The sequence below is a fragment of the Pseudomonas californiensis genome (genome assembly GCF_021147775.1).
GTDB classification, from domain to species: Bacteria; Pseudomonadota; Gammaproteobacteria; order Pseudomonadales; family Pseudomonadaceae; genus Aquipseudomonas; species Aquipseudomonas californiensis.
This window is the reverse complement of the sequence record NZ_JAGTPK010000048.1, coordinates 1-13,043: the sequence shown is the minus strand read 5'-3', so window position 1 is coordinate 13,043 and position 13,043 is coordinate 1. Positions and strand designations below refer to the sequence as shown.

Annotated in this window: 14 protein-coding genes; 10 read left to right on the top strand and 4 right to left on the bottom strand. The window is 57.0% G+C overall.

The window, feature by feature from the left end; genetic code table 11:
- Positions 1-14: 14 nt before the first annotated feature.
- Positions 15-779 (top strand): sulfite exporter TauE/SafE family protein, encoded by a 765-nt coding sequence (locus KDX37_RS26605; protein ID WP_231656223.1) that lies wholly within the window; start codon positions 15-17, stop codon positions 777-779.
- On the opposite strand, the gene KDX37_RS26600 is transcribed toward KDX37_RS26605, so the two are convergent.
- A complete protein-coding gene (locus KDX37_RS26600) occupies positions 733-1,068 on the bottom strand; it encodes a putative quinol monooxygenase (RefSeq protein ID WP_231656222.1) in 336 nt (111 codons plus the stop codon). The two genes, KDX37_RS26605 and KDX37_RS26600, sit on opposite strands and share 47 nt — an antisense overlap.
- A 194-nt stretch (positions 1,069-1,262) precedes the next feature.
- On the opposite strand from KDX37_RS26600, the gene KDX37_RS26595 reads away from it, so the two are divergent.
- Both KDX37_RS26595 and KDX37_RS26590 read left to right on the top strand, forming a co-directional pair.
- A complete protein-coding gene (locus KDX37_RS26595; protein ID WP_231656221.1) occupies positions 1,263-1,847 on the top strand; it encodes an NAD(P)H-dependent oxidoreductase in 585 nt (194 codons plus the stop codon).
- A gap of 174 nt (positions 1,848-2,021) precedes the next feature.
- Positions 2,022-2,918, top strand: coding sequence for a LysR substrate-binding domain-containing protein (locus KDX37_RS26590; RefSeq protein ID WP_231656220.1), 897 nt, complete (start codon positions 2,022-2,024; stop codon positions 2,916-2,918).
- A gap of 69 nt (positions 2,919-2,987) precedes the next feature.
- On the opposite strand, the gene KDX37_RS26585 is transcribed toward KDX37_RS26590, so the two are convergent.
- Positions 2,988-4,571: a peptide chain release factor 3 gene (locus KDX37_RS26585; RefSeq protein ID WP_231656219.1), complete on the bottom strand. Its 1,584-nt coding sequence runs from the start codon at positions 4,569-4,571 to the stop codon at positions 2,988-2,990.
- 331 nt (positions 4,572-4,902) lie between these two features.
- Here KDX37_RS26585 and KDX37_RS26580 point away from each other — a divergent pair, with 331 nt between their 5' ends.
- The 4 genes from KDX37_RS26580 to KDX37_RS26565 are packed head-to-tail and all read left to right on the top strand — an operon-like array spanning position 4,903 to position 8,357.
- Positions 4,903-5,616: an ABC transporter permease gene (locus tag KDX37_RS26580; RefSeq protein WP_231656218.1), complete on the top strand. Its 714-nt coding sequence runs from the start codon at positions 4,903-4,905 to the stop codon at positions 5,614-5,616.
- A 14-nt stretch (positions 5,617-5,630) separates the two neighbouring features.
- Positions 5,631-6,524, top strand: coding sequence for a glycine betaine ABC transporter substrate-binding protein (locus tag KDX37_RS26575; RefSeq protein WP_231656217.1), 894 nt, complete (start codon positions 5,631-5,633; stop codon positions 6,522-6,524).
- A gap of 13 nt (positions 6,525-6,537) precedes the next feature.
- Positions 6,538-7,191: an ABC transporter permease gene (locus KDX37_RS26570; RefSeq protein WP_231656216.1), complete on the top strand. Its 654-nt coding sequence runs from the start codon at positions 6,538-6,540 to the stop codon at positions 7,189-7,191.
- The gene (locus KDX37_RS26565) at positions 7,188-8,357 is read left to right on the top strand and encodes an osmoprotectant ABC transporter ATP-binding protein OsmV (protein ID WP_231656215.1); all 1,170 of its coding nucleotides are present in this window, start codon (positions 7,188-7,190) and stop codon (positions 8,355-8,357) included. The genes KDX37_RS26570 and KDX37_RS26565 overlap by 4 nt, the downstream gene beginning before the upstream one ends.
- Positions 8,358-8,523: 166 nt before the next feature.
- Here KDX37_RS26565 and KDX37_RS26560 read toward each other — a convergent pair whose 3' ends face one another.
- Complete coding sequence (locus tag KDX37_RS26560; protein ID WP_231656214.1) at positions 8,524-9,000, bottom strand: hypothetical protein; 477 nt, start codon at positions 8,998-9,000, stop codon at positions 8,524-8,526.
- A 27-nt stretch (positions 9,001-9,027) separates the two neighbouring features.
- Here KDX37_RS26560 and KDX37_RS26555 point away from each other — a divergent pair, with 27 nt between their 5' ends.
- From KDX37_RS26555 to KDX37_RS26545, 3 genes are all read left to right on the top strand, one after another.
- On the top strand, positions 9,028-9,750 hold the full coding sequence (locus tag KDX37_RS26555; protein ID WP_231656213.1) for an RHS repeat-associated core domain-containing protein: 723 nt from the start codon (positions 9,028-9,030) through the stop codon (positions 9,748-9,750).
- 433 nt (positions 9,751-10,183) lie between these two features.
- On the top strand, positions 10,184-11,347 hold the full coding sequence (locus KDX37_RS26550; RefSeq protein ID WP_231656212.1) for a type III PLP-dependent enzyme: 1,164 nt from the start codon (positions 10,184-10,186) through the stop codon (positions 11,345-11,347).
- 279 nt (positions 11,348-11,626) lie between these two features.
- On the top strand, positions 11,627-12,829 hold the full coding sequence (locus KDX37_RS26545; RefSeq protein ID WP_231656211.1) for an alpha-xenorhabdolysin family binary toxin subunit A: 1,203 nt from the start codon (positions 11,627-11,629) through the stop codon (positions 12,827-12,829).
- 6 nt (positions 12,830-12,835) lie between these two features.
- Here KDX37_RS26545 and KDX37_RS26540 read toward each other — a convergent pair.
- Positions 12,836-13,043, bottom strand: a 208-nt coding sequence (locus KDX37_RS26540) for a hypothetical protein (RefSeq protein WP_231656210.1), incomplete at its 5' end; no start/stop codon positions are given.

Genomic DNA, 13,043 nt, shown 5'->3' with positions numbered 1-13,043 from the left:
GGCATGATTGACGTATGAATACATTCTTCGATTTCTATCACACGCTCGGCTGGGGCCTGTCGGCACTGGTTGTCGGTACGTTTCTGCTGGCCGGAACGGTCAAGGGTGTGATCGGTCTGGGCTTGCCGACCGTTGCCATGGGCTTGCTGGGGCTGGCTATGTTGCCGGCGCAGGCAGCGGCGTTGCTGATCATCCCCTCGACCTTTACCAATCTTTGGCAGTTGGCAAATGGCGGGGCGTTGCGGCCGCTGTTGCAACGGCTGTGGCCGATGTTGACGATGATTTTCATCGGCACCTGCGCAGGGTCTTTCTGGTTGGGGCTGAGCGGTGGCCACGGGATGACGCGGGCGTTGGGCGGGGCCTTGTTGCTGTACGCGCTGAGCGGTCTGTTTTTACCGACATTTGCCGTGACGTCAGGCACCGAGCGTTGGCTGGGACCGCTGTGCGGTTTCATTACCGGTGTCATCGCCTCGGCCACTGGCGTGTTCGTGATACCGGCGGTGCCTTACCTGCAAGCGTTGGGGCTTGAGCGTAATCAACTGGTGCAGGCGCTGGGCTTGTCGTTCACCGTCTCGACACTGGCGCTGGCAATTGGTCTGCTCTGGCGGGGTAGCCTCGGCGGGGCTGAATTGGGCGCCTCGCTGTTGGCATTGGCACCCGCGCTGCTGGGCATGGTACTCGGCCAATGGCTGCGCCAGCGCATCAGCGCCATGTTGTTCAAACGCGTGTTTTTTATAGGGATGGGGCTGCTGGGGCTGCACCTGCTGATGGCGGGCTGACCATGTCGATGCGTCGGATGTCGAAGTCGCGAGTCAGGTACTCCATGCGGTTCTCGAAGAACTGCGTCATGTGCGGCAAGTTCGAATGCACATCCAAGTGGGCCTTCGACGCCCAGATTTCGAAGAAGATGAACAGCGTCGGGTCTTGCTGATCGCGCAGCATGTGGTACTCGATGCACCCAGGCTCGCTGCGGCTGGCAGCCACGTAGTCACTGAACAGGGCCTCGAACTCGGCCGACTTTTCAGGGCGGGTCTGGGCATGAAGGATAAAGCCGTGCAGGTTGTTCATTGATAGCTGCCTCGAATGCGTAAGCGGTTACTTTAAGTCAACAATGGCGCATCGATTCGTGCTTTTAAAGCAAATGTATTTTGCCCGTCCTCGGCTTATTCATCCGACGGCTTCTCATTATGCTTGGTCCATCCATTAATGAATGTCACCCGCGTTTGCCACTGGCGCGGCGGGTTGAACATCGAGAGGTCAGCATGAAAAAAGTATTGTTCCTGAACGGCGGTAAACAGTTCGCCCACTCTGATGGCCGCTATAACGCGACCTTGCACGAAGCCGGTGTGGCGTTCATGGACCGAGCAGGTTTTGATGTGAAGGAGACCTTCATCGACGGCGGTTACGACGTTGCAGAAGAAGTGCAGAAGTTTCTCTGGGCCGATGTGATTGTCTGGCAGATGCCCGGCTGGTGGATGGGCGCGCCGTGGACCGTGAAGAAGTACATTGACGAAGTGTTCACCGAAGGCCATGGCAGCCTGTACGCCAATGATGGCCGTACCCGTTCCGATGCCTCACAGAAGTACGGCAGCGGCGGTTTGCTGCACGGTAAGCAATACATGATTTCTGCGACCTGGAACGCGCCGCAGCAAGCCTTTGACGACCCGTCCGACTTTTTCGAAGCCAAAGGCGTGGACGCGGTGTACTTTCCGTTTCACAAGGCCAACGAGTTTCTTGGCATGACCGCGCTGCCGACCTTTCTGGCCGTCGACGTCATGAAAATGCCCAATGTCGAAGGCGACGTCCAACGCTACGAAGCGCACCTGGCCAAGGTGTTTGCTGTCTGAAGTCACGCATGGAAGCCTTGCTGCCGGTGCCCGGCAGCTCGCGAGCAAGACAGCGTGTCCCGGCTGACCTGTATGGTTTTTGTTTTCGCCGTTTGGGACTATGGATTCCACACCGCAAGCTGTCCTTTGCCTGCAACACAGCTATATCCTCTGACTTTTGAACAGGGGACAACAGTGAAAGCCAGGTCCGATGAGTTGCAGGTGTTTGTCTCGGTTATCGAAAGCGGCTCGATCTCTGCTGCTGCCGAAAAGATGGGGCAGACACCCTCGGGCGTCAGCCGCACGCTTTCGCGGCTTGAGGCCAAGCTCGAAACCACGCTGATCAACCGCACCACACGGCGGATGGACCTGACCGAGGAGGGCAAGTTTTTTCTGGTGCGTGCCCGCGACATTCTTGAGCAAATGGAAAGCCTGGAAGAACACCTGACCTCGTCCCGGCAGACGCCCGCCGGCCGCTTGCGAGTCAACGCCGCATCGCCATTCATGCTGCATTCAGTGGTCCCGCACGTGGCGGAGTTTCGTCAGCGCTACCCGGATATCCAGCTCGAGCTCAACAGCGATGACTGGTTCATCGACCTGCTGGAGCAGAGCACCGACATTGCGATCCGCCTCGGCGCGCTGCCCGATTCGACGCTGCATGCGCGGTCCCTGGGCAGTTGCCTGCTGAACATTGTCGCGAGCCCTGCTTATCTGGCGCGTCACGGTACGCCGCGGACCGTTGAAGATCTCGCGCGGCATACGCTGTTGGGGTTCACGCAGGTCGATGTGCTCAACCAGTGGCCGTTGCGCCATGCCGAAGGCGACCGGTTGCCAATCAAACCAGCGCTGTCTGCGTCCAGCGGCGACACGTTGCGTCATCTGGCACTGGAGGGCGTGGGTATTGCCTGCCTGTCAGACTTCATGACCCATGAAGACCTGCGCGAAGGGCGGTTCGTCAGTCTGCTGGGCGAGGCCAACAGCGGCTATCGACAGCCGATCAATGCGGTGTATTACCGCAACTCGCAACTGGCGCTGAGGATTCAGTGTTTTCTGGATTTCATGCAGGAGAAGCTGAGGGATTATGCGCATTGATCTGCGCACTGAAACGGTGATACAGCGCGCAGCACCCTCGCGCTTCTGGCGAGAGTGCCGCGCAAACTGTCAGTGATGCTCGCGGGTAGCGCGGAATTTCACGTCAGGCCAGCGCTCTTCCATCAGCGCCAGATTGACGCGGGTCGGGGCCAGGTAGGTCAGGTGACCGCCACCGTCCAGCGCCAGGTTTTCCACCGCCTTGTTTTCAAACTCTTCGAGCTTCTTCTTGTCGGCGCATTCGATCCAGCGGGCTGACCAGACGGTGATCGGCTCGTAGGCGCATTCGACCTTGTACTCTTCCTTCAGGCGGCTGGCGACCACGTCAAACTGCAGCACACCAACGGCACCCAGAATGATGTCGTTGCTGCGCTGCGGGAAGAACACCTGCGTGGCGCCTTCTTCGGCCAACTGCTGAAGGCCCTGACGCAACTGCTTGGACTTGAGCGGATCCTTCAGGCGCACGCGACGGAACAGTTCCGGTGCGAAGTGCGGGATGCCGGTGAAGCCGAGGCCTTCGCCTTCAGTGAAGGTGTCGCCGATCTGGATCGTGCCGTGGTTATGCAGACCGATGATGTCACCGGCATAGGCCTCTTCCAGTTGCTCACGTTCCGAGGAGAAGAAGGTCAGTGCGTCGCCGATCCGCACGTCCTTGCCCAACCGCACGTGGCGCATTTTCATGCCCTTGTCGTAACGGCCCGAGCAGATGCGCATGAAGGCAATGCGGTCGCGGTGCTTGGGGTCCATGTTTGCCTGGATCTTGAACACGAAGCCGCTGAACTTCTCTTCTTCCGGCTCGACCGTGCGCTCGTTGGCGACACGCGCCAAGGGCATCGGCGCCCAGTTCACCACGGCATCGAGTACGTGATCGACGCCGAAGTTGCCCAATGCGGTACCGAAGAACACCGGGGTCAGGTGACCATCGATGAACTCCTGCTGGTTGAATTCGTGGCAGGCGCCTTGCACCAGTTCCAGTTGCTCGACAAAACGGTCGTACTCGTCACCAAGGTGGGCGCGGGCTTCGTCGGAATCCAGGTTCTGGATGATCCTGGTTTCGGTGCGCTCGTGCCCGTGGCCAGCGGTGTAGACGATGATGTAGTCGTCGGCCAGGTGATAGACGCCCTTGAAATCGCGGTAGCAGCCAATCGGCCAGGTAATAGGCGCAGCCTTGATCTTGAGGACCGCTTCGATTTCGTCGAGCAGTTCGATCGGGTCGCGGATATCACGGTCGAGCTTGTTGATGAAGCTGACAATCGGTGTGTCGCGCAGACGGCAGACGTCCATCAGCGCAATGGTGCGTGGCTCTACACCCTTGCCGCCGTCGAGAACCATCAATGCCGAGTCCACTGCCGTCAAGGTGCGGTAGGTGTCTTCGGAGAAGTCTTCGTGACCCGGGGTGTCGAGCAGGTTGATCATGTGATCGCGATACGGGAACTGCATGACGGAGGTGGTGATGGAGATGCCGCGTTGTTTCTCCATTTCCATCCAGTCGGAGGTCGCGTGACGGTCGGATTTACGCGATTTGACCGTACCGGCGATCGAAATGGCCTTGCCCATCAGCAGGAGTTTTTCCGTGATGGTGGTTTTACCGGCGTCGGGGTGGGAAATAATGGCGAAAGTGCGGCGTTTCGCGACTTCGGCGGCCTGTTGGGTCATGGGAAATCGCCTGGAATAGGATTAAAAAAAGGGCGCAGATTATAGCTCAAATCGGGGCAATAACCGAACCGTTCAGTCGATTTGGGGTGGCCAGATAATGTCTCGCGTGGGAACCTTTCTGGTTGTGGAGGCGTCCACTCCCCTGTAACAGGTTATGACAGGGCTGATAAATCAGCACGTTAGCTTGACGAAGCTGCGCTCATGGCTTGTGTTTTCGCCGAGGTTAAACCCTTTCCGGCGACCCACCCGCTGCTCTTCGCGAACGTTATTGTTACGCCCCCTCTGGGCGTTTTAGTCAACGCGTTCGCCGACTGAAATAAGGAGTCCGCCCGTGGCAAATCGCTATGGCAAGGGGCTATTGGGAGGTGCGGTTGTTATCGCACTCCTGGCCCTGCTGATCCACTGGATCGGCATAAGTACAATCAAGCAATACCAGGATGATCTGCTCTTCTATCTGCAGGCTCACCTGATTCTGGTGCTGGCTTCAATGCTGGCGGCCCTGGTGGTCGGGATTCCCGCAGGCATTGCCCTCAGCCGACCCAGTATGGTTGGCCGCGCCGAACGCTTCATGCAGATCTTCAACATTGGCAACACCGTTCCTCCTCTCGCCGTTCTGGCCATTGCCCTCGGTATTCTCGGGATTGGCAGCGGGCCTGCGATCTTCGCGCTGTTCCTCGCCTCGTTGTTGCCCATCGTGCGCAACACCTATGAAGGCCTTAAAAACGTCCAGGGGTCGCTCAAGGAAGCCGCAGTCGGCATCGGCATGACGCCGCGTCAGGTGCTGTGGCGCGTGGAACTGCCCAACGCCGTGCCGATCATTGTCGGCGGTGTGCGTGTCGCGCTGGCGATCAACGTCGGGACCGCTCCGTTGGCGTTTCTGATCGGCGCCAACAGCCTCGGCAGCCTGATCTTCCCGGGCATCGCCCTGAACAATCAGCCGCAACTGGTGCTGGGCGCTGCCTGTACTGCTTTGCTGGCGCTGTTGCTCGATGGCCTGGTGACACTCGCCAGTCGTCTGTGGCTGGAACGCGGCCTGGCTCGCTGAGCGAAGGAAACCTCATGAAAAAGATATGCTTGTTTTTAGGCTTTGCCTTGCTGTTTCCGGTATTTGCCCAGGCGGCGGAAAAACCGCTGCTGCGCATCGGCGCTCGTGTCTTCACCGAGCAGACCATGCTGGCTGAACTGACCGCGCAATACCTGCGTACCAAGAACTACAACGTGCAGATCACTGGCGGCCTGGGCAGTAACCTGGCCCGCAGCGCACAGGAAAGCGGTCAGCTTGATCTGTTGTGGGAGTACACCGGCGTGTCGCTGGTTGCTTATAACCACATCGATGAAAAGCTAGACAGTGCACAGACCTACGCACGGGTAAAAGAAGTCGACGCGAAGAAAGGCCTGGCCTGGCTTTCACCGTCGAAGTTCAACAACACCTATGCGCTGGCGTTGCCGCAGAAAGTTGCTGACAAGTACCCGCAGGTCAACACCATGAGCGACCTGACCAAGGTGCTCAAGGATGAGGCCAAAGAGGGTCATGTCGTAGCGCTGGACACCGAATTCGCCAACCGTTCTGACGGCCTAATCGGCATGGTCAAGCATTACGACATGAATCTTGGTCGCGAAAATACTCGGCAGATGGATGCCGGTCTGGTCTACACCGCCTTGCGCAATGGTCAGGTTTTTGCCGGTCTGGTCTACACCACAGACGGTCGCCTGAATGCCTTCAAGCTCAAGGTGCTGGAAGACGACAAACACTACTTCCCGGACTACACGGCCGCCCCGGTTATCCGTCAGGAATACCTGGATGCCCACCCGGAAATCGCCACGCTGCTCAAGCCACTGGCTGACCTGCTGGACAACCAGACCATGATCGACCTCAACGCTCGCGTCGATGTCGGCCATGAAAGCCCATCCTCGGTTGCCGCAGATTTCCTGCGCCAGCACCCACTTAACTAAGGAAGGAGACGATATGAGTTTCTTGAGCGCCTTCTCCCATCTGGATTGGGCACAGGTCATGCATTTGACCTGGCAGCACATCACGCTGGTCGGCATCGCAGTGACCCTGGCCATTCTGGTCGGCGTGCCGCTGGGCGTGCTGATGACGCGCTTTCCGTCATTGGCCGGTCCACTGCAGGCCAGCGCTACTGTGCTGCTGACAGTGCCTTCGATTGCCCTGTTCGGTCTGCTGCTGCCGTTCTACTCCAAGTTCGGCCAGGGCCTTGGCCCGATGCCCGCCATTACCGCAGTGTTCCTTTATTCCCTGTTGCCGATCATGCGCAATACCTACCTCGCCCTGACCGGGGTGGAGCCAGGTATTCGTGAAGCCGCCAAGGGCATCGGCATGACCTTCGGCCAGCGCCTGCGCATGGTCGAGTTGCCCATCGCGGTGCCCGTCATCCTCGCCGGTGTGCGCACCGCCGTGGTGATGAACATTGGTGTCATGACCATCGCCGCGACCATCGGTGCCGGTGGTCTGGGTGTACTTATTCTCGCTTCAATCAGCCGCAGCGATATGTCGATGCTGATCGTCGGCGCGGTACTGGTCAGTATTCTGGCCATCGTCGCTGACCTTCTCCTGCAATGGCTGCAACGCACGCTGACTCCAAAAGGACTCCTGAAATGATCGAACTACAGAACCTCTCCAAGACTTTCCAGAGCAACGGCAAAGAAGTGAAGGCTGTCGACTCGGTCAGCCTCACGGTCAACGAAGGTGAAATCTGCGTCTTTCTCGGCCCATCGGGTTGCGGCAAGAGCACCACCTTGAAGATGATCAACCGTCTGATCGTGCCGACTTCCGGCAAGGTGCTGATCAATGGCGAAGACACCACCGATCTGGACGAAGTGACTCTGCGTCGCAATATCGGCTACGTAATTCAGCAGATCGGTCTGTTCCCTAACATGACCATCGAAGAAAATATCGTGGTCGTGCCCAAGCTGCTGGGTTGGGACGCCAAGCGTTGCCACGACCGTGCACGCGAACTGATGAGCATGATCAAGCTTGAGCCCAAGCAGTATCTGCACCGCTATCCGCGTGAACTGTCCGGCGGTCAGCAACAGCGTATCGGCGTAATCCGGGCCTTGGCGGCTGACGCACCTCTGTTGCTGATGGATGAGCCTTTCGGTGCAGTCGACCCGATCAACCGCGAGATGATCCAGAACGAGTTCTTCGAGATGCAACGGGCGCTGAACAAGACCGTGATCATGGTCAGCCACGACATCGACGAAGCGATCAAGCTGGGCGACAAGATTGCCATCTTCCGTGGCGGCAAGCTGCTGCAGATCGACCACCCGGACACGTTGCTGGCACACCCGGCGGACGAGTTCGTCAGCAGCTTCGTTGGTCAGGACAGCACACTCAAGCGCCTGTTGCTGGTCAAGGCCGAGGACGCGGCGGACAACGCGCCTTCGGTCAGCCCGGAAACCCCAGTCGCCGATGCGCTGGAAGTGATGGACGAAAACGACCGTCGCTATATCGTTGTCACCGACAGCGAGAACAAGGCCATGGGTTATGTGCGTCGCCGTGACCTGCATCGTCAGACCGGCGACTGCCTGCAATTCCTGCGCGAGTTCAATGCCACCGCAGCCTACGACGAACACCTGCGCATCCTGCTGTCGCGCATGTACGAGTTCAATCGTTCGTGGCTGCCGGTACTGGATGCCGAGAACGTGTTCCTCGGCGAAGTCACCCAGGAGTCCATTGCGGCTTACTTGAGTTCGGGCCGTTCGCGCGGCATGAAAACCAGCATTGTTTCGCCGGCTGATCTGGCCGAGCAGGCTGCGCAAGTCTGATTGCTCTCCGCTGCTGGATGACATGTCTCAGGTGACTACGCCTGGAACTGAAGGCTGCCTCGGCAGCCTTCAGTTTTTTCGCCGAGGAGTGGCGGTACGACTGACGAGCCTGGTTAACCTCTGATCAGACTGGATTGCGGCAAGAATTTCCTGGGTCTGTAGGGAACTAAAAACCGCAGCGGACCCGTTGGTCGCGTTGATAGAACCGCAGAATTGCGGGACGCGTTGACAGTGTGCTGGCGATCAAGCGGATCATCGTGCTTTCCTCAAGCGGACGGTAGCGTTCAGCGATGAGTGTGGCGGCTTGAGTGATTTTTACTACTGGTACAACTGTCAGTGGCGGGGCAATGGAGGGTTGATTAGAGTTTTCAAACCCATGGAGAGTTGAAGCGGGTCCCTTCAGATGACCACCCTTTGTCTGTATCGATATGATCCGCTGGATCGCCTGGCACACCTTGCAGCCCTTGCGCCTGCCATGACGCAGAGATTTTATTGTCGCGAGCAACTGGCAGCAGAATTGAGGGGGCAGGATCACAGCAGGCTCATGCAGGCGAGGGATGTCTGCGTAGCGCAGCGTGTTCTTGAAGCGGGTGAATCGCGTGTCGTATTGAATGCTGTTGATCAGCAGAAAAGCCTGCTTCATGCACGCGACGCCAGTCAGGAAGTCGATATGGTCTACACGCCTTACGGGCATCGGCACACGTCTGCGCCGGGCCTTGACCTGATCGGCTTCAATGGCGAACCGCTCGACCCGATCACCGGTCACTACTTGCTCGGAAATGGTTACCGGGCTTACAACCCCGTCCTGAAGCGCTTCAACAGCCCCGACAGTCTGAGTCCGTTTGGCAAGGGTGGCCTCAACGCCTATAGCTACTGTGTCGGGGATCCTGTGAACCGTAGCGATCCAAGTGGGCATGTGTTTATGAGTAGGGTGAAGTGGCCGGGCAGAGCAGTAAGAACTCCGATCAATAAAATGCCGGACAAAAAGCTTCTCCCGGCCAACCCGACAAATCGTCGACCCCGCCCGGTTCTTGAAGAGATGCCATCCCGTATAAAAGAAGCGATTGTGCGTGACATGCCTGGTCGTGCGACCGCACAAGTGGCGCAACTTTCGACCGAGTTTGAAAGCGTCGCAATGACCGTTTCAGCGCAGCAGTTCGACCGTCTGAAAATAGCCGATCTGCCCTTTCAGCCATGGTTGAGAAAGCTGGACGAAATTTATTTTGGAGAGGTGGAGGGTATTGCCCCTTTGTTTCTTGCGCGCAACGGCATTCCCTTTGCCTATGTGCGGGCCTATTTGATCAGAGAACCCCGATCGATTGGATTTTCGTGGAAGCGCTGGTTTTCCTGGGACACCCCCTTTGCGCAGCTTGACTACCCCTACCACCCCTGACCCCACGCTGCTGGCTGAGCAACTGCAAGCCACGAATGGCGGCGGATTGTGAGGGCGTTGAACGGGGTGTGCAGTCATCGACGACGGCCTGGTTTTGTCGAGTTATTGCCTGGGTGAGGAACATCAGCCTGTCACATAGGTCCGTTACACAAGAGGCCAGTGCAGCGGCTACGACGAACGCGTGTAGAAACGCGACATTTTTAGTTGATCTCAGGCCCTTCACGCCCTAAAGTTCGCGCCGAACGTCCATGCTGGAAACGATCCATCCGGCTCAAGTACTGACGACGAGACAGCAAGGCCAGGAAGGCAAGCCCTTCAGTGGCCTTTTTGCTTTCGGCGACATGCCTTGGGAAGTAGGCGAACCAAAGTGGGGATACGGAGGGCGTTCATTTGCACCCATTGATTTTTCAGTTTGCCAATTGGAGTCCCACGCATGTCGATCAAGGTCGAAGACTACTACTCAGCCGACACCTTTCAGAAAATGAAAGCGTTCGCTGACAAGCAAGAAACCCCGTTCGTGGTGATCGACACTCAGATCATCAGCAAGGCTTACGATGACCTGCGTGCAGGTTTCGAATTCGCCAAGGTGTACTACGCCGTCAAGGCCAACCCGGCGGTCGAAGTCATCAACCTGCTCAAGGACAAGGGTTCGAGCTTCGACATCGCGTCGATCTATGAGCTGGACAAGGTCATGAGCTGCGGCGTTGGCCCGGATCGCATCAGCTACGGCAACACCATCAAGAAATCCAAGGACATCCGCTACTTCTTCGAGAAGGGCGTACGCCTGTTTGCAACCGACTCGGAAGCTGACCTGCGCAACATCGCCAAGGCCGCACCGGGCTCGAAAGTCTATGTGCGTATCCTGACCGAGGGCTCGACCACGGCTGACTGGCCTCTGTCGCGTAAATTCGGCTGCCAGACCGACATGGCGATGGACCTGCTGATCCTGGCCCGCGACCTGGGCCTGGTGCCTTACGGCATCTCGTTCCACGTGGGTTCGCAGCAGCGCGACATCAGCGTCTGGGACGCGGCGATCGCCAAGGTCAAAGTGATCTTCGAGCGCCTGAAAGAAGAAGATGGCATCGTTCTCAAACTGATCAACATGGGGGGCGGCTTCCCGGCCAACTACATCACCCGTACCAACAGCCTGGAAACCTACGCTGAAGAGATCATCCGCTTCCTGAAGGAAGACTTCGGTGATGACCTGCCGGAAATCATTCTGGAGCCAGGCCGCTCGCTGATCTCCAACGCCGGTATTCTGGTCAGCGAAGTCGTGTTGGTTGCGCGCAAATCGCGTACCGCCGTCGAGCGTTGGGTGTACACCGATGTGGGCAAATTCTCCGGCCTGATCGAAACCATGGACGAAGCGATCAAGTTTCCGATCTGGACCGAGAAGAAAGGCGAGATGGAAGAAGTCGTCATCGCCGGCCCGACCTGCGACAGCGCTGACATCATGTACGAAAACTACAAGTATGGCCTGCCGCTCAACCTGGCCATCGGTGACCGCATGTACTGGCTGTCGACCGGTGCGTACACCACCAGTTACAGCGCTGTTGAATTCAATGGCTTCCCGCCGCTGAAGTCGTACTACCTGTAACGTCCCGCGTTACATCAAAAGCCCATGAGTGATCATGGGCTTTTTTGTGGGTAATGAAAAAAGATAACTAATTAAGTACGTGGCCTTCCTGTTATACGGTATAGGCCGTGCAGAGAAATGACCTGTCACGGATTACCTGCAACTAATATGTTGCTTATTCCTACAGTCTGGGTCCGTGTTGCTCGCTACTTTGGCCTGTTCGGCTCTGTTAATTTTTATTGGCTTTCAGGCGCCGGCTTTATCGGTCCTGGGCAATAAAACTGGACAGGAAAGTTTATGATGTCAACTGCACTAAAGCTGGAATTGACTGACGGTGAACCGCACAGTGTTGAAGAGATAAGTCGCGTCAGCAAAGACCTGATGAATGTGCTTGCCGGCAGTCAGCCTGATACGACACGGCCCCCCGGTTTGTTGATTACCACTGAGGATGTGCGACGTATTCGGCGTTACGTCAATACCGCCCTCGCATTGCCTTCCGAGCTGAACGAGGTCCAGTACCTGCTCGGCTACGAAGCAACCGATATTTCAGGGCTGGAACCACAGGCCATCCAGGCCCTTCATGTTGATATCAAGGCGCATGCCAAAACATGGACGGAGCTTGAGACCAACATGCAGAAGGTGGGCAGCGACTTATATGTTTTTGCCGGCAATCTGATCACCATCGCGGTCCACATGATCGAGTATGTCAAAAGTCTGGATGCTTACCAGACGCTTCAGGTTGGCGACCTGAGCCCTGAGCAGATCGACCGTATGCCGCCTGTTGAGCTGGTTGAGGGTGATCGCAAGAAACTGCCAGGACTGCTGGCGCTGGTCGACGACCTGAAGATCTATGTGAAAGAGCACAGCGCCAGTACCACCCTTACCCGGGTCGGCGTAACGACTTTCAAGCGTGTTCTGAAGGACGATATTGCGCCTGGCGTGTCACTGAAAATCAGGTTGGTGAGCTCTGGCAGTCCTGAGGCTGAAGTCAATCGGCTCACTGAGGAGATTGCTCATCTCAATCAGCGTATCGAGCAAAAGCTCGCCGAGTACGAAGAATACAGCGACTACAAGTGGATCGGCTTCTGGTGGGGCGTGATTCCAGGTGTCATCTCGGTATCGATCTATGGGCCCAAGGCGACGGCGGCACTCGAAGAGAAAGACCGTTTGATTGAAGAGAAACGCAAGGTCGAAAAGAACCTTGAGGGCGTCAATATGCTATTGGCCAGTTTGACCGCGTTTGAAACCTCTCTGCAGGATTTGAAGTCGAGGGTTGATGGAGCTGCCAGCGGCGTCAGTAATATAGAAAGTCTTTGGGTGTTGTTGGAAGAACTGGTCGACTCTTCTTACGATCGTATCAAAAACATTCACAACGGTTTGTACCTGGTCAGTTTTGTATCCCGTTTTCAAACGTTGATGTCCAACTGGACGGAAATAAAAGGGCAGGCCTTTGATCTGCTGACTGCTTTCAACAAGGCGCTCGACGAGCCCAGTGATCACTAAATAGCTTTAAAGCTGACAGGAAGAATTTTGATGAATGTTCATATACTGTAAGCGCTCCATGAACCCCACATTCAAACCACTGAGCTGATACCGGATGCTGTGCTCCCGATTCCCTTCAGGAGCCCGTTCGCCATGATGCGACCCGATGCAAAAGTCGAAAAAGTGTATCTGTATCCCAAGCCGGTCGACTTCCGAAAGTCCATCGACGGCCTGG